The organism is Paenibacillus sp. FSL W8-0194 (assembly GCF_037969745.1).
GTDB lineage: Bacteria > Bacillota > Bacilli > Paenibacillales > Paenibacillaceae > Paenibacillus_AQ > Paenibacillus_AQ cookii.
The window spans coordinates 3,561,857-3,578,273 of sequence record NZ_CP150205.1 but is presented as its reverse complement, the minus strand read 5'-3'; the positions used below and the strand labels follow the sequence as shown (position 1 = coordinate 3,578,273).

The following is a 16,417-nucleotide window of genomic DNA, read 5'->3' as shown; positions in this document are numbered from 1 at the left end:
CTCCCGCCCGTCGCTGCATGCAGCATGATATTGAATATTATGCTGATTTTATTCCTCAATGGCAATGCCGGCAGCTTTCCAATGCCCGTACGCAACGATTTTACTAAATTGGGAGGCAACTTCATCCGCAGGCAGGGGCACCTCGTTTTGAATCCACCAAACAATAACTCCCATGAAAGACGACACGAGATATTCGAGCAGCAAATCCTTGGATATCGCCAAAGGGGGATCTGCCTGCGCAGGATTCCACCCCTCATTTAATTTGTCTCTAATGATATTCTCCATTTTCGCTCGAAACGGATAGATTCTATTTTCCTCAATCAACATCGCGTCGTAAAAAGAAATGTTGCCCGAAACATGCTCCAATACCGCTTGCATGACCGCCTCGAGCCTGGAAATGCTGAAAGGATTCATGTGGATCGGACATAGGACGATTGCTTTCTTTAATTCGCTTAACAACTCCTCCATACATATATCCAACAAATCAGGTTTATTTTGGTAGTGAAGATAAAACGTATTTCGATTGATCATGGCCCGATCGGCAATATCCTGGATCGTGATCGCTTCATACCCTTTTTCCTGAATCAGTTCAAAAAACGCTTTTCGAATCGATTGTTTCGTGCGCAGCACTCTTAAATCGGTTTTTTTGTCCATGGTTTTCGTTCTCCCAAATAAAATTTCGATCGTTAAGCGACAAAGTGATGTGAATTTGTATGTTATCCTTCAAAACTAAAAATATTGAATATTGAGCGCCATATTCACCTTCATTATAATGAGCAACAGATAAATAAACAACATGACGTTCATTATTTATCTTGATGTCTATAAATTTATATTAGGAGGATATCCCAATGACATTAAACAATCAAAATGAGCTCGTCCATAAGGCCATCGCCGTGCTGGAAAGTTTGGAGAGCGGCAACCCCGAAGCGATTACGGCTTACGTGCATCCGGAAAAATACATCCAGCATAACCAGGCTTTACTCGATGGTCGTGAAGCTATGCTTGGCGCACTTGCGCATTTGAAGGAAGCTGGAACTAAGGTAAGCATTAAACGCGCTTTGGTCGACGGTAATTATGTGGTGCTTCATTCCGTATATGATTTTTTCGGCCCCAAAATCGCTATTGATATTTTCCGTTTTGAAAATGGACTGATCGTCGAACATTGGGATAATTTGCAAGAGATGGTGGAGAAAACCCCAAGCAACCATACGATGATTGACGGACCGGTCACGATTCAGGATATCGACAAGACGGACGCGAACAAAACGCTTGTCAAAAGCTATGTCGAGAACATTTTATTTGGGAAAAACCCGGACCTGCTGAACACTTATTTTGATGGGGACCGCTACATTCAGCATAGTCCGCATATTGCGGACGGGCTTTCGGGTCTTCATGCCGCATTGCAGGCACTGGCGGAAAAAAATATTACATTCGAATATACTCATCTTCATCAGGTGATCGGACAAGGCGATTTTGTTCTTACCGTGAGTGAAGGGGTCTTCGACGGCCGACCTACGGCTTTCTACGATTTGTTCCGCGTAGAGGATGGAAAGATCGCCGAACATTGGGACGTCGTCGAGGCGATCCTGCCGGCGGAAAAACGCAATAATTCGAACAGCAGATTTTAAGGTTGGCCCAGCTGAATAACAAGAAAGACATCGCCGATTTCTAAGGGGTGATGTCTTTCGCATTACGAATAAATCGGAGTACCCAATGGATACGGTCGCGTTGCCGCAGCAACGCTATTTTTGTTCATTTGTATAGAGACGAGGAGTAGAGGATCATGATCATGCTGAAACAAAAAATGACGTGGCTGGGACTGGCGATCGTCCTGGTCGCTTTGGTCGTATTCGGGGCGGCGATGATGGGATCGGTGCTTGGATCAAAGCCCAAGGAGCTTCCGGTTGCCCTTGTTATCCTTGACCGGCCTGCGGGGCTGCCGAATGGAGAAACGTTGGCGGTCGGGGAGAAGATCCGGGATCAAATGTTGTCGAACCGGGCGCTGCCTTTGGCCTGGCATGTCGTGGATTCCGAGGAAAAAGCCCGGGAAGGACTGGATAAACGCGAATATTACGGAGCATTAGTGCTTCCATCGGATCTGAGCAGCGGAATGCTCTCGTTATCCACTCCCTCGCCGATTCACCCTAAGGTGAAGATCATCGCCAACGAGGGGATGAACGCTCAAGCCTCGACGGTCGTAAGACAGGTTTTGGGGCAAGCGATGAACTTGATCAGCCGGGAGCTGGCACAACAGCTGCTTGGGCAAGTCGGGCAACAAACGGGGCAAGTTCCGGTGGAGACGGCTAAAGCTTTTATGGCGCCGATGAACGTTCAGGAGGAAGTCGTGCATCCGCCGGGGGCGAACCATGCGTCGGGGAATGCGCCGGGGTTATTGATTCAGATCATGTGGATCGGCAGCCTGGTGACCGGAGTCGTCATGTTTCTGACTAGCCGGAAAGCGGTAGCGGCGGGTTCCAGAAGGTGGACGGTCAGCGCGCTGCAAGCGATCGCTGGACTTGTGATCGCCGGCATAGCGTCGGGTTTCACCCTATGGATGGCTTCGTCGTGGTACGGCATGGAGCTGGTGAACACGGGGGAGATTTGGTTGTTCCTATGGTTGGCCGGATCGGCGTTTTTCCTGCTGCAATCTTCTTTGCTGAATTGGATCGGATTCCCGGCGATGCCGCTGCTCGTCCTGCTGATGTTTTTCTCCTTACCGCTGCTGAACATGGCTCCGGAGTTTTTGTCCCAGGCGACGCGAGAATGGATTTATTCGTGGACGCCGCTTCGGTTTGCAGCAGAAGGATTGCGGGAAGCGATGTACTTTGGCGGGTTGGGTGCGGCCTCTTCGAACGTATTTGTTTTGTGGGGCGTCGCCGGGGGATTTTTGGCGCTGCTGCTGGCTTCGGGATTGAAGGCGAATCATGCTTCAGATGCGGTGTCGACCACGGTTATCGGCGGATAAAATGAGGCAAGGGGCATCAGCGTTGCATTGCCGGTGTTGGGGCGGGTGGAAACGAACGTTCCACCCTACGAAACATCCGGGCGGCCAGCCTTTTAAACGTCAAGAGGCACGCCTTTGGGATCGAACGGGGTCGAGAGCACGGTCATCGTCTGCGTAAATCCGTATTCGCTGCATTCCTTCCGGAATCGGTCAAGCGATTGCATCGATTCGGTGACGACCTTGATGAGGAAGTTAAACTGGCCGCTGATCTGATGGACTTCCGCGACGTCCGGCGACCGCCGGCAAAAATCCGTGAACAGGTCGCAGCGGTTCGCCTGAATGGCCACAAACGCGGTAATGGCTTTTCCGAGTTTTTCGGGAGAAAGCATGGCCCGATACGAACGGATCACTCCTTTTTCCTCCAGCCTCCGTACCCGTTCCGTGACCGCCGGCCCGGTCATGTTGATCATCCGGCCCAATTCGGAAATGGTAATCCGGGCGTTGTCCTGCAGTATATTCAATATTTTCAAGTCGGTTTGATCCATTAGGGGACATCCTCCTTTGGCGGCATGTAGCATATGATCTTACGAAATAGGATTTATTCCTGGCGCCTTCAAGGCATGCGCGATTATCGGCATCGCACCGCCAAGCAACGGCTGCTTTCATTTTTTAAGTATAAGGGGAAATAGTCCTTCAAATCCATAGTAAAACGGGAAGGAAAACTTGTTATTGGCATGGCACGCCAGCCCTCCGCCCGATAAACTGTAATTAAAAAAGAAGCAGTACACAAGTTCAACATTCAGGAGGGTTTAGCGGATGAACACAACCATTTTAAGCGAAAAAAATATAGGAAAGCTGACTTTGAAAAATCGTCTGATCGTATCCCCGATGCAGCAGTGGCAGGGGACGCCCGAATCGTTTGCGACCGATTACCACGTGCAGCATTACGCGAAATTGGCATCCGGGGCAGGGCTGTTGATTATCGAATCGACCGGCGTTTCCCCGAATGGGCGGCTATTTCACAATGACATCGGCATTTTTACCGACGCCCATACCGCATTTTTGAAACCGGTCGTCGATGCTGTTCACGCCAAGGATACGCCGGTATTCATTCAATTGACGCATGGCGGCAGAAAATCTTGGCGAAACGGCGCATCGCGGCTGCTTGCTCCAAGTGCCATCGCCTACGATGATGAATACGGCGTTCCGGAGCAGATGAGCGTCGCGGACATCCGCGCCGAAGTGGAGAATTTCCGCCTCGCAGCCCGAAGAAGCTTGCAGGCGGGGTTCGACGGCATCGAGGTGCATGCGGCTCACGGGCATTTGGTGCATCAATTCCTGTCCCCGCTGTCCAACCGGCGGACCGACCAATATGGCGGATCGCTCGAAAACCGCAGCCGTTTCTTAAAAGAAATCCTGGAAGCCGTGCGTTCGGAGACGGGAAGAAACTATCCCGTGATCGTCCGGGTATCCGCATCCGATTTTGCCGAAGGAGGATTGACTCCCGTCGAAGTCGGGAAGATCCTCCAAGGGCTGGAAGCCTACATCGATGCGGTGGACGTGTCCTCCGGCGGTCTGCTGCCGGTCAATCCGCTCGCGACTCCCGATGGATACCAGGTTCCTTATGCTTCCATTATAAAACAATACGTGGGCATTCCGGTGATCGCCGTCGGAAAAATCTATGACCCGTCGCTTGCGGAATTCATCGTATCGGAAAACCTGGCCGATTTTATCGCGGTCGGCAGACCGCTGCTTCAGGATCCGGATTATATCCGGAATACCTTTTTGGCCCCGGAGATGGTATCGCAGCATTAAAAACTTCTCTATCCCTTTTTGCAAAATCTTTATATAGTAAGAGGAAGCGGCATTTGATCGAAAGGATGGTGCCGGGGGGATTTTAAAAGGGGGAGAAGCCATGCAATATCCAAACGTCCTGTTTGACCTCGACGGCACGCTAACGGACCCGAAGGCCGGAATCACGAAGTCGGTGCAATTCGCATTAACCCATTGGGGCATTCAGGTGGCGGATCCGGATACGCTCATACCGTATATTGGTCCGCCGCTTGCAAGCTCCTTTCGGGAGATCCACTCCTTTTCGGAGCGGGATTCGGTGCTGGCGGTCGAGAAATACCGTGAATATTTCCAGGATCGGGGCATCTACGAAAACGAACTGTACGATGGCATCCATGAATTGCTTGAGGCGCTAAAGGGACAGGGCCGGAAGTTATTCGTGGCCACTTCGAAGCCTACCGTATTTGCGGTGGAGGTGCTGAAGCATTTTGGCATCGATGCTTATTTCGAATACGTCTGCGGCAGCCATTTGGATGGAACGTTATCCGACAAAGCGGAGATCATCGCCACGGTGATCGAGAAGTTTAGCTTACGCAAGGAAGAATCCATCATGATCGGGGACCGCAAGCATGACATCATCGGCGCGCAAAAAAACGGCATCGATTCGGTAGCGGTGGGTTTCGGATACGGAAGCGAGGAGGAGCTGACCGCGATTCGGCCGACGTATCATGTGCGAACCGTGGAGGAGTTGAGGGCGTTTTTTGAAGAGGGGCGGCAGGAGTCTTTTTGAAACATTTTCCATATTGTCCTCGTCAATGACTTGAGGTGAAAAAGGGTATGAAAAAACTTACAATATGGATTTCCTGTCTAATATTGATAACGTTTTGTAACTCCTGTGATACCTTGAAAACAAGTGACCTTCCAAGCGGGAATGATGTCAAAAATGAAGGCCATTTAGAAACTCAAACCATGAAAAGAATGGAGCCTATAAGTAAGGTAATGAAAACTTCCATAGATACCATCAAAGAGGAAGACCGCATAACCATTCTTTTTAATCTTCGAAACATTTCAGGGAAAGACCAACTAATTTACTACGGATCTCAAAAATACGAGATATTTATAATGAATGAGGAAAATGAAGAAGTTTACAGGTGGTCTACAAATAGAGTATTTCCCATGAAATCAATACAAAGGGAATTTAAGAATGAGGAGGTACTAAGCTACAAAGAAACATGGGATTATAAAGATGTAAAGGGCCGTCATGTTTCCAAAGGCCGTTATAAAATAAAGGTCGTTATGTTGATTCGTCTCGATACCGAAAATGGAAGCTTATCTACGGAAGATCTGACCGCTACTACAGTGGTTGAAGTTTTATAAAACGATCTACATTTTAATTAGAAGAGCCAACGGTCAAAAAATTTGCCGTTAGCTCTTCTTTTCTTCTATTAATGAGGAGTGGTTTTATGCAAAAGGCGGAAGGGCATCGCCTTCGGACTGACAGAAACACCTTTGTAAATTAAGAAGATAGGAATAGAAGTTACACCGCGGCCGCTGCTTTGGAAGCTGCGGTTTTTCCTTCTTTGAACATAAAATAATACATCGCCGACGCGGTGATGTACAAAACGCCGGTCATGCTGAAGGTGATCGCATATCCCCAATAGGTTCCGTAGGCCGTCAGCAGGAACGACTGCACCGGTCCCATCGTCGCCCAGCCGAGCATAAATGCGGCTTGGGTCATGGAATTGGCGATGCCCCGGCGCGCGTCCGATACCCGGTCTACCATGATGGAGGACTGGATGGGATTGGCCGCATTCATGAGCGCCTGCCGGAACAGGAACGTGATCGACGCGATGACGAACAAGTTCGTGAAACCGGTCAGCAGCAGGAACGGCAACGACATCATTTGGAACAGCACAACGGCCTTTACGGGGCCAACCCGGTTCGCCAGCGTGGGTCCGATGAGCATCGATACGATGGTCATCACCTGGCCGAGCGAAATCAAAATCCCGACAGCCGATAACGAAACGGCAAAACGGTTCGTAAAATAAAGATTCAAATAAGGCACGACAAGCCCGGAGCCCGTTCCGACGATCAGTTGGGCGAACGTGAATTTGCAGATGGCTTTCCAGTCATCCTTGGCCGGAACCGCTGGTGTGGCTGCCGCCTCCGGCACGGCGGTTTCGACCGGCACGTGTTCCTTCACCGTTTTTTGGACGAACAAAAGCGGAATAAACGCCAGCAAGCTTGCCGCGCCCCCGATGAACAGCACCGTTTGCAGACTATGGATTTTTTCCATCCCCGCCTGCTGCAGCAGATCCGCCAAAACGCCGCCCCCGCTGCTGCCGAGCACCTGCGCCGCAAGCACGAGGGAGAAGTGGTAGCTGAATATTTTCAGCCGCTGCTGTTTATCCGTATTTTCCGCGAGGAAAGGGACGGCGATCACCTGAAAAAAGGCGGCAAACAAGCCGGCGGCCACCGCCAGCAGCACCAGTCCCGATTCCCCGCTCGCAAAAGCCCTTCCCATAAAGCTTAGTCCCGTAAGCATCGCGCCAAGCGAAAGGAGCAGCTTATGGCTGGCCCTGTCGGCGATCAGCCCGATCGGTATAAATACGAGCGCCGTCGCCAAGGACTGCACGCTGACGATCGTCCCGTTCATCGTGTCTTCATACCCTAATGCTTGAATATACAAGTTGTAAAGCACCGAAAACATGCCCGTCCCGATTTGGTACAGCAAATTCGCCAGAAAAAAAAGCCGGATATTGCGGCCAAGAAGTTTCCATCCTGATGTAACCGCATGCAGTACATGCATTTTGCCGATCCCCCGTCATTGTCATCGTTGTATGGTCATCCCCATTGTAGCAGGAGGTTCTCCCCGTGGGAAGCAGAAAATGGAAGATGTCCGTGGGGAAGAGACAGATTCGGGGATGCTTCTCCCTTGAACGAATCCAAAGCAAGGAAACGCATAACTGCTTCGGCAAAGGTTCTTATGATCGACAGAAACGGGTTTGGCGCGCATCCGAAATGTCCTGGTTTTCAAGGGTCCGCAAATGTTAAAAAAGTTTATCTTTTGACTACCGTTTTCCGTCCAGATCGGCTATGATCGAATGAAACAAACCGCTGTCTCGCATCGTCATTAGATCAGGTTCATACAGGAAGGGGAGGGTGTCAGTGAACGAACGAATTCATATCTTTGAGGTCACAGCGATCGATGCGGATCTGTTGGAACAGCTGTCGGATGTCCTGATCCGCGTCGTCGATGACGGGGCATCGATTGGATTTTTGCCGCCGCTTTCGGAGCAGGAGGCGAAGAAATATTGGGAACAGGCGATATCGCCGGGAGTTCGATTATGGATTGCGGAGAAGGATGGCCGGGCGGCGGGAACGGTGCAGCTTCACCTCGCCATGAAACCCAATGCCGCGCATCGCGCGGAAATCGCGAAGCTTATGGTATCCCCGGAAGCCCGGAGATGCGGCATCGCCCGGATGCTGATGGAGACGGCGGAAGAGGCGGCACGCCAAGAGAACAGGACGCTGCTTGTTCTGGATACGAGGGAAGGAGATCCATCGAATGGGTTGTACCGATCGCTCGGATTCATCGAGGCCGGCAAAATTCCGCATTTTGCCCGTTCAGCCGACGGAAGCTTGGACGCCACCGTTTTGTATTATAAGGAAATATCGTTATAACCCGGACCGGGCATGAGTGACCACGCGTAGAGGCGAAATACGAATATCGTTCACTCAGCGGCTACACCGCTCGACTTCGGACGGATGCAGAAGGCATTGTCCGCGAATATGAAGGGGAATGGGTCGAGAGGAGCGAATAGAGCTGAAGGGGAAGTCTGAATTTTTCGGTCCCGCCGGCTATTTTATATACATACCAGCGTATCGCAATCGATGGGGAACAGAGAGGGGAAATGAAACATGATGATTCCATTGGGACAATTTGAAATCACATCCGGCAAAATGGTCGTATCCGATCCGTGTTACGACTTGAACCCGGACACGATCATTATGGGCGTGTTGGACCGCCCGTTAAACGGCGCCTGGGACGCTTTCGTTCACAAGGCCGAGGTGAGGGACTGGGGCGAAGCCTGCGCCAAGCTGGTCGCTTGCCACAGCGCATATACGGATCAGCAAGATCGGCTGGAATGGGTGAAATGCAATTTCATCGTCGGCGTGGACAGCGGGCAGGCGGGCATATTCGATGCGAGCAAGTACCGCATTCCCGATCCGGAAGCGCCGGAGCCGGATACGACGGACAGCGAGTGGTATCTTGCCTGCTGCGATATAACAGGAAGCGAAACAGAGGCCGGCGTGCTGGACGGGGGCGTGGTTTCGCATTCCGGCTTTGGCGACGGAGGCTATGCAGCGTATGCCGCTGCCGATGGCGAAGGCCGGATTATCGGCGTGAAAATTGTCTTTATCAAAGAAGCGGACCTTTAAGCTTGAAAGGCACATAGTTCCTGCCCGATCGTCCGGTTCCATACAGTCAGCGAAGAAGGCCGGTTTCCGGTCTTCTTTTTCTTTCAGAATCAAAACGCCAGCCGCCAATGGTCAGGGAATCGGTTCTCCTGCCTTGCGTCAAGGGATCATTTACCAATAATGTAGTCCAAGATGTGCATGAGGGATGCTATAATCAGAATAATCATTCGATAGCGATCCGAACCCGTACCGATATATCCGAATATATCGGTACGGGTTCGGGAACATGGCGGAGGTCAGATTGCACGGAAGCGTGACGATGCAGGATACCGTGCCTCCAACGACGGCGGATAACGCGCCTCAGGGATGGGTCAACACGACGCGACCGTTACCTTCAGCGCTTCGTACGCGGAATCCTGCTATACGGTTGACGGCGGAGAGGAGCAGGCCGGTAACTCCGTTACGCTGGGCGCGGATGGCGTGCATACGATTGTGTACTGGAGCGTCGACAAAGCGGGAAATGCGGAGGAGCCGCATACGATTACGGTCAAAATCGACAAAACGGCACCCTCGTTCGATCTCTGTCTGAGCGAAACGGTCATTTGGCCGCCGAATCACAAAATGGTTCCGGTGCAGGCTTCGGTAAGCGCGGAGGATACCGTTCAGGCATCGCATCCGTCCTGTTAACGTCCATTTCGAGCAATGCATCTGACCGGGATCCGAACGATATCGAAGCCGAGATAGGCTCGGCTGCCGCGTCGTTCCGCCTGCGCGCGAAGAAATCCCGGGTTTATACCATCACGTATATCGCAACGGATAAAGCGGTCAATCAGACGGTCCGCACGATCGCCGTCACGGTGCCGCATGATCAATCCGAACCGCAGTTCCATACCGAAGAATGAGGGGAAGGCCATCGCGCCTTCCTTTTTTTTGTGCCGAATATCCGGGGGGCTCTTGGGCTCCGGCTGCCATGTCCCAAATCGCCCCTTTTTTTTCAAAAAAAAGCTGGAAATGGCCGCCGCTAAAGGGTATGATATAGGAAATTCTTATATATCCTATGAATATACTGTGAATTATTTATGAATCGGGTTTATGAATATATGTCGATGGAGACCCTGAGATGAACAAAATGAACAAAAAGAAGCGGGCCATCCCCCTTTTGCTGCTGTTAATCATTCTGTTGATCCCTTTTGGATTCAGTTATGCTTCTTTCCAGTCGAAGCAGACGGCCAACCAAGGAGCGGACGAATTTGTCCGCCGTCTGCAGGCCGTCATGGAGGGCAGCGCGGCTTTTAAATTATCGGAGCTGACGCCGGTTGATTGGGATCATGCCTATATTTTTCATCCGTATACGACGAAAAGCGAAATGGAACGAATCGTTGGAAGTTCATGGACGACAAGCAGCTCTTTCATCGGGTATCTGCTGGACCGGACGTTCCTGGGCGCGTATCCCCTGGATGACGATTCGCTGAATAAGCTCGTTTTCACGAAAAACGGAAAGGTCGTGCTGGATGTCACCTTAAACCGCTCCATTGCCGACTTTACGTCCTTAAAAGAAATTCGGCGCGACAAGGAGCTGCTGCTGGGGACCGGAACAGAGGGCGCAAATGTCGTCGGTTCGAAGCCATAATTCGGATGCCTGGCGTGGCTAGGTGGAACTTTCAATCCAAAGTTCGCTCAAAAATATGCTAGAATGGACATACAGATTCGATCATGTTAAACGAACCGGAGGAATCATCATGACGCAGATCACATCCGCTCCGGCGGTCGAGGTGGCTTTGTATACGATGTGCCTCGTCCAGGACGGCGACAAAGTGCTGCTGCTGAACCGCCCGAGCAAACGGGGCTTTCCGGGCTATATCGGCCCCGGAGGCAAAGTGGAGTTTCCCGAGAGCTTGACGGAAGGCGCCATCCGCGAAGTGCGCGAAGAGACGGGATTGATCGTCAAAGACCTGGTCTATAAAGGGCTGGACGAATTCGTCGATCCCGCGACGAACTACAGGTACATGGTTTTTAATTATTTGGCGACTTCGTTCGAGGGGGAACTGCTCGAGAACCCGCCGGAAGGCGAACTGCTCTGGGTTCCGATCCGGGAAGCCACTTCGCTGCCGATGCAGGATTGGTTTAAGCGGCGTTTCCCGCTTTTTTTCGAGGAAGGCACTTTCGAAATCTACGAAGTCTATGACATGGAAAACAAAAAAACGCTGAAGGAAAGCGTCAAAAAGCTTTGAAAGTTTTATTTACATGCTTTTCATACGAGTTTGCGATTTCCCTACTATAAGTGCTAAGACGCCAATCTATCAGATATCAAGATTTGAGCCTTGCCATTCATATCAAAGTTAGAATCGGGTGCGGCTTGAATCAGGCATGGCATCTAGCTCGGCGGCAATTTGCTCAAATCGGATGCTCTAGCATGAAATGCGCGAGTGGCTATAACAAATGATAGATTCTCTTCATAACATATATCAATCCTATGAGAAGGAGTTGATCATATGTTGGATGAGATTTTAGGAGAAGGCACTCGCGGCGAGGGTACTCGCGGCGAGGGTACTCGCGGCGACCGCACTCGCGGAACGCGTGGCGACCGCACTCGCGGAACGCGCGGCGACCGTACTCGCGGAACGCGCGGCGACCGTACTCGCGGAACGCGCGGCGACCGTACTCGCGGAACGCGCGGCGACCGTACTCGCGGCACTAGAGGCGACCGCACTCGCGGCACGCGCGGCGACCGGACAAGAGGACGCACTCGCGGCTCCCGCGGCTCCCGTGGCAATCGCAGCCGGTAATGTTTCGGGCAGAGTACTCGCAATCTTTGGGGATTCAGCATCTCCCCGGCTGTTGCCCGGAATTCGGGGGGCAGAGCTTCATGCTGGAACTGCCGATTCATCGTGAATCGGCAGTTTTTCTATTTGATGGGCATCCGAGTTCAAACGGTACATATTCACTTGATTTTCCTCCCCTCGCAAACTATATTCGAACTTAACAATCATTCATAAACCCATCTTGAAAAGAGGAAGGTGGAAGCATGAACTCTTGGATCATTAGAAACGCCACCCCGAAGGACATTCCCGGTTTAGCGGACGTGCATTTGAACAGCTGGCTCTCGACCTATCGCGGGATCGTGCCGGATCATTATCTCGACAGCCTGAATCTCGACTCGCGGATCGAATTATGGACTCGAGTCTTCGCCTCGGACAACGGGTCGGCTACGTTTGTGCTGGTGAGCCCGTCCGGCCGGATCGCTGGTTTTATCAACGGGGGACCAAGCCGGGAAAAAGATCTGGACATCGAAGCGGAAGTCTATTCCCTTTACCTGCTTCAGGAAGCGCAAGGACGCGGATACGGCCGGGAACTGATGACGCGTATGATCGGTTATTTTCGAGATAAGGGGTATCGCACGATGCTGGTCTGGGTGCTGGAAGAAAATCCGAGCGTGAAGTTTTACGAAAAAATGGGCGGGCGGTTTCTCTTGAAGAATCAGCTGCAGATCGGCGGAAAATACGTGCAGGAGCTGTGCCTGGCGTGGGACGATCTGGAATCGAACTGACGGGTCGTTCCCGTTGGAGTTTGCAAAGGCATGCCATGGGGTCTATCTTCCGGATCACTTTTTGAGATTTGCAAAACGCAGTATCTCAATCCTTCATGATACGCCTGTTTGCTTGATGTGGTATTTTATTTAAAAAATTGCTATAAATACTAAATTAAAGGTTGATACTTACAAAAATTGGTATTAAAATGAAAGCACAAAAGTAAACGAATTGGTTACAGGAGACAAAGGACAACTTCAACAGCTGTCCTTTTTTGAAAGCTTGAAAATGAAAGCGTATTAATTTTGGTTTTGATTCGGCAACAACCATCGTCTCATCCATGAAAGGAGGTGAAAAGAGCAGTTTCCACTTCTAAAGCGAACGCGTGAATTCCGGCCGCATGCCCAAATCCGGAACCTGGCGTGGGGAGCGGAAATTTGAAGCGAAGGAAGGATGAGAAATGGCAAAAAGGCAATGGGGAAAAGTGGCGCTTGCCGTTTGGTTCAGCCTGCTGCTTGCCTTGACCGGATGGGGACCCGGCGGAGCGGGCTTAGTGCAGGCGGCACCCGCCGATCAGGCCTACAAGGTTGTCGGTTATTTTACCAACTGGAGCATGTATGACCCCAATTTTCAAGTGGAACATATCGATGCGTCGAAGCTTACCCACCTGAATTACGCTTTTGCGGACTTATGCTGGAACGGAAAACACGGCAACCCGTCAAACGATCCCGGAAATCCGAACCAAGCGACGTGGAATTGCAGGGATGCCGGCGTTCCGACCCAAACGGGGAACGTGCCTAACGGCGCCATCGTGTTGGGCGATCCATGGGCGGACGTCAATCATAACGAAGGCGTGCCTTTGGAATGGGAAGACTGCGAAAAAGGAAAATGCGGCAATTTTTATAAGCTAAACAAGCTGAAGCAGTCGAATCCCAACCTGAAAACCCTTCTATCGGTCGGCGGTTGGAGCTGGTCCAACCATTTTTCGGACGTGGCTGCCGATCCCGCTGCACGCTCCAATTTCGCCAATTCGGCGGTTCAAGTCATCCGTGCCTACGGATTTGACGGGATCGACATTGACTGGGAATACCCGGTGGAAGGCGGTTTGCCGGGCAACAGCACCCGTCCGGAGGACAAGCATAATTTTACGCTGCTGCTGCGGGAAACGCGGGAAAAGCTGACAGCAGCGGGAGCCCAAGACGGACGCAGCTATTTGCTGACGATTGCGGGACGCGCCAATCCCTCCTTCGCATCGACGACCGAGTTGGACGCCATCGCGGAAATACTGGATTGGATCAATATCATGACCTACGATTTCCATGGCGACTGGGAACAAACCACGAATCACAACGCCAGCCTGTATTCTGACCCGAACGATCCGGATACTGACAATAAGTTCAGCGCGGACATGGCCATAAACGCTTATTTAAATGCCGGAGTGCCGGCTTCCAAAATCGTCATGGGTATTCCGTTGTACGGGCGGGGATGGAAAAATTGCGCGCCCGGTCCCCGTGCCGACGGACTCTATCAAGCTTGCACGCCGGATTATAACGGCAGCGTCGTTCCCAATGGGACCTGGGACAATTACGAGTCCGGACCGACGGGGATGTTCGATTACGGCGACTTGGCAGCCGCGTACGTGAACAAAAACGGCTTTACCCGGTATTGGAGCCAGACCAGTCAAGTACCGTACCTTTACAATCCTTCCTCCAAGATTTTTATCAGCTACGAAGATCCGCAGTCGATTGCCGCAAAAGCCGCCTATATCAAAAACCGTTCTTTGGGCGGTGCGATGATTTGGGAGTTAAGCGAAGACTGCCGGACAAGCCCAAAATTCGCCTGCACAGGCATGAAACTGCTCAATCAACTCTCCTCGGATTTACGATCGGATTCGACTCGGCCGGATACGACCGCGCCTACGACTCCTTCGCATCTGACTTCACCTTCACAAACGGCCAACTCCATTTCCCTGCAATGGGATGCTTCAATTGACGACGTTGGCGTCGTCGGGTATGACGTTTACCGGGACCAGACTCTGTTAACACGCGTCTCGGGAACGGCTTATACGGTATCGGGACTTGAGCCGCAAACGTCCTATACCTTTACGGTAAGAGCTGCGGATGCAGCAGGCAACGTATCGAACCCCAGCAGCCCGCTTACCGTATCCACGCTTGCTCAAGGGACGGATCCCCAGCCTCCGGCAGCTCCGGCCAATCTGAGGGTAACGGCACATTCGGATACGACCGTGTCGCTTCAGTGGGAGCCGTCTGCCGATCACGCTGCCGTTACCGCATACGAAATCTATCAAGGGGATGCGCTTGCAGACACGGTACCCGCGTCTTCCAACAGCTATACCGTCAACGGCCTGACGCCTGAAACCGAATATACCTTTACGGTAAAAGCCAGGAATGCGGCCGGAAACCTTTCACCTGCCAGCAATGCCGTTCGCGTGACCACGGATGCTTCCGCCCCCGGAACGGTCCCCGTATGGTCACTGAATTCGGCGTATGACGTCGGCGCCCAGGTGAGCTACGGCGGGACGGTCTATCAATGCCGGATTGCGCATACCTCGCTTCCGGGATGGGAACCGCCGAACGTGCCTGCATTATGGCTGAAAAAATAAAACAAACGTTCCGGCATTATGGGGGCTGCAAGCCTAAAAACCTAAAGTTCTATTGTTAGAAAGGCCTAACGGAGTAACGGAGCGAAAATCGAACAGCCGGTCCATTCGGAAGATCTTTCCGACGGACCGGCTTTCAGCCATTCCATGGATGATTAAAACGATATGCACGAATACCGTTTTACCGCTCGTCGCCTGAAGTGGGCGATACCGAATTGCTCCCAAAATGCCGAAAATCATGAAAAGCAGGCCAGAAACGCCGGAATCCCCATGCTTTTATTCGAAAAAGGCATTATACTGTAGGTAAATTCTTCAATTCCATTTACAGGACGCGAAAGGAGCAAGCTTTGGAGGATTCATTGCGCGAAGAACGCGAAATCATGAAAGTTTGCCTGCTTGCCGGGCAGATCATGCTGCAAAGCGGAGCGGAAACGTACCGGGTCGAAGACACGATGATGCGGATCGCCTCATCTTACGGGATCGACCATACGCACAGTTATATGACGCCGACCGGCATCATTTTTTCGCTGGAAGACCCGCAGCCGATGACGCGGCTGAACCGGATCACGGAGCGGACAACCAATCTGTATAAAATCGACCGGGTCAACACGTTGTCCCGCAAGATCAGCCAAGGGGGGATGACCATCGGCGAAGCCTACCGGGAACTGCAGGAAATCGACCGCACGCGGGCCATTTACCCGTTATGGCTGAACGTGCTCATGGCCGCATTGGCCAGCGGCTGTTTCCTGATCATGTTCCAGGGCACGTGGTCCGATTTCATCCCCGCCATGTTGGCCGGGGGCATCGGATACTACTGCTCGGTGCTGCTGCACCGGTTGATCCCGGTCAAGTTTTTCGCCGAGTTTTCGGGCGCGTCGATGATCGGGTTATGCGCGGTGCTTTTCGTCAAATACGGATTCGGGCAGGCGCGGGACATCATCGTGATCAGCTCCGTCATGCCGCTCGTTCCCGGTCTGTTGATTACGAACGCGATCCGGGATTTGATGGCGGGCCATCTCGTTTCGGGCTTGTCCAAAGGCGCCGAAGCGTTCATTACATCCTTTGCCATCGGCGCGGGAATCGCGTTTATGCTGTCGTTTCAGTAGGGGG

The 16,417-nt window shown here is 51.9% G+C and carries 17 protein-coding genes; 14 read left to right on the top strand and 3 right to left on the bottom strand.

Annotation, left to right across the window (positions count from 1 at the left end; genetic code table 11):
* Nucleotides 1-48 precede the first annotated feature (48 nt).
* A complete protein-coding gene (locus tag MKY58_RS16050) occupies nt 49-654 on the bottom strand; it encodes a TetR/AcrR family transcriptional regulator (RefSeq protein ID WP_339321169.1) in 606 nt (201 codons plus the stop codon).
* Between the two features lie 197 nt (nt 655-851).
* Between MKY58_RS16050 and MKY58_RS16045 the strand changes: the two genes are divergently transcribed.
* Nucleotides 852-1,631: a nuclear transport factor 2 family protein gene (locus MKY58_RS16045; protein ID WP_339321168.1), complete on the top strand. Its 780-nt coding sequence runs from the start codon at nt 852-854 to the stop codon at nt 1,629-1,631.
* Nucleotides 1,632-1,786: 155 nt separating this feature from the next.
* A complete protein-coding gene (locus tag MKY58_RS16040) occupies nt 1,787-2,968 on the top strand; it encodes an ABC transporter permease (protein WP_339321167.1) in 1,182 nt (393 codons plus the stop codon).
* A 92-nt stretch (nt 2,969-3,060) separates the two neighbouring features.
* On the opposite strand, the gene MKY58_RS16035 is transcribed toward MKY58_RS16040, so the two are convergent.
* On the bottom strand, nt 3,061-3,492 hold the full coding sequence (locus MKY58_RS16035; protein WP_339321166.1) for an Lrp/AsnC family transcriptional regulator: 432 nt from the start codon (nt 3,490-3,492) through the stop codon (nt 3,061-3,063).
* Nucleotides 3,493-3,763: 271 nt separating this feature from the next.
* Here MKY58_RS16035 and MKY58_RS16030 point away from each other — a divergent pair, with 271 nt between their 5' ends.
* The 3 genes from MKY58_RS16030 to MKY58_RS16020 all read left to right on the top strand — a co-directional run bounded on the left by MKY58_RS16030 (nt 3,764) and on the right by MKY58_RS16020 (nt 6,115).
* The gene (locus MKY58_RS16030; protein ID WP_339321165.1) at nt 3,764-4,762 is read left to right on the top strand and encodes an NADH:flavin oxidoreductase; all 999 of its coding nucleotides are present in this window, start codon (nt 3,764-3,766) and stop codon (nt 4,760-4,762) included.
* A gap of 100 nt (nt 4,763-4,862) precedes the next feature.
* On the top strand, nt 4,863-5,528 hold the full coding sequence (locus tag MKY58_RS16025; protein WP_339321164.1) for an HAD family hydrolase: 666 nt from the start codon (nt 4,863-4,865) through the stop codon (nt 5,526-5,528).
* A 47-nt stretch (nt 5,529-5,575) separates the two neighbouring features.
* Entirely contained in the window at nt 5,576-6,115 is a 540-nt protein-coding gene (locus tag MKY58_RS16020; RefSeq protein WP_339321163.1) for a BsuPI-related putative proteinase inhibitor, read from the top strand.
* Between the two features lie 160 nt (nt 6,116-6,275).
* Here MKY58_RS16020 and MKY58_RS16015 read toward each other — a convergent pair whose 3' ends face one another.
* Nucleotides 6,276-7,547, bottom strand: a complete 1,272-nt coding sequence (locus MKY58_RS16015) for an MFS transporter (protein ID WP_339321162.1) — start codon at nt 7,545-7,547, stop codon at nt 6,276-6,278.
* 359 nt (nt 7,548-7,906) lie between these two features.
* Between MKY58_RS16015 and MKY58_RS16010 the strand changes: the two genes are divergently transcribed.
* The 9 genes from MKY58_RS16010 to MKY58_RS15970 all read left to right on the top strand — a co-directional run bounded on the left by MKY58_RS16010 (nt 7,907) and on the right by MKY58_RS15970 (nt 16,413).
* Nucleotides 7,907-8,422, top strand: coding sequence for a GNAT family N-acetyltransferase (locus MKY58_RS16010; RefSeq protein WP_339321161.1), 516 nt, complete (start codon nt 7,907-7,909; stop codon nt 8,420-8,422).
* Between the two features lie 237 nt (nt 8,423-8,659).
* Complete coding sequence (locus tag MKY58_RS16005; protein WP_339321160.1) at nt 8,660-9,181, top strand: DUF4241 domain-containing protein; 522 nt, start codon at nt 8,660-8,662, stop codon at nt 9,179-9,181.
* A gap of 345 nt (nt 9,182-9,526) precedes the next feature.
* Nucleotides 9,527-9,847: a hypothetical protein gene (locus tag MKY58_RS16000; RefSeq protein WP_339321159.1), complete on the top strand. Its 321-nt coding sequence runs from the start codon at nt 9,527-9,529 to the stop codon at nt 9,845-9,847.
* Entirely contained in the window at nt 9,763-10,062 is a 300-nt protein-coding gene (locus MKY58_RS15995; RefSeq protein WP_339321158.1) for a hypothetical protein, read from the top strand. Before MKY58_RS16000 ends, MKY58_RS15995 begins: the two co-directional genes overlap by 85 nt.
* 218 nt (nt 10,063-10,280) lie before the next feature.
* Nucleotides 10,281-10,790 carry a hypothetical protein gene (locus MKY58_RS15990; protein WP_339321157.1) on the top strand — a complete coding sequence of 170 codons (510 nt, stop codon included), beginning with the start codon at nt 10,281-10,283 and terminating at the stop codon, nt 10,788-10,790.
* Nucleotides 10,791-10,899: 109 nt separating this feature from the next.
* A complete protein-coding gene (locus tag MKY58_RS15985; RefSeq protein WP_339321156.1) occupies nt 10,900-11,391 on the top strand; it encodes an 8-oxo-dGTP diphosphatase in 492 nt (163 codons plus the stop codon).
* Nucleotides 11,392-12,185: 794 nt separating this feature from the next.
* On the top strand, nt 12,186-12,707 hold the full coding sequence (locus MKY58_RS15980) for a GNAT family N-acetyltransferase (protein ID WP_339321155.1): 522 nt from the start codon (nt 12,186-12,188) through the stop codon (nt 12,705-12,707).
* 440 nt (nt 12,708-13,147) lie between these two features.
* Nucleotides 13,148-15,310 (top strand): glycosyl hydrolase family 18 protein, encoded by a 2,163-nt coding sequence (locus tag MKY58_RS15975; protein ID WP_339321154.1) that lies wholly within the window; start codon nt 13,148-13,150, stop codon nt 15,308-15,310.
* Nucleotides 15,311-15,654: 344 nt separating this feature from the next.
* The gene (locus tag MKY58_RS15970) at nt 15,655-16,413 is read left to right on the top strand and encodes a threonine/serine exporter family protein (RefSeq protein WP_246537094.1); all 759 of its coding nucleotides are present in this window, start codon (nt 15,655-15,657) and stop codon (nt 16,411-16,413) included.
* Nucleotides 16,414-16,417 lie beyond the last annotated feature (4 nt).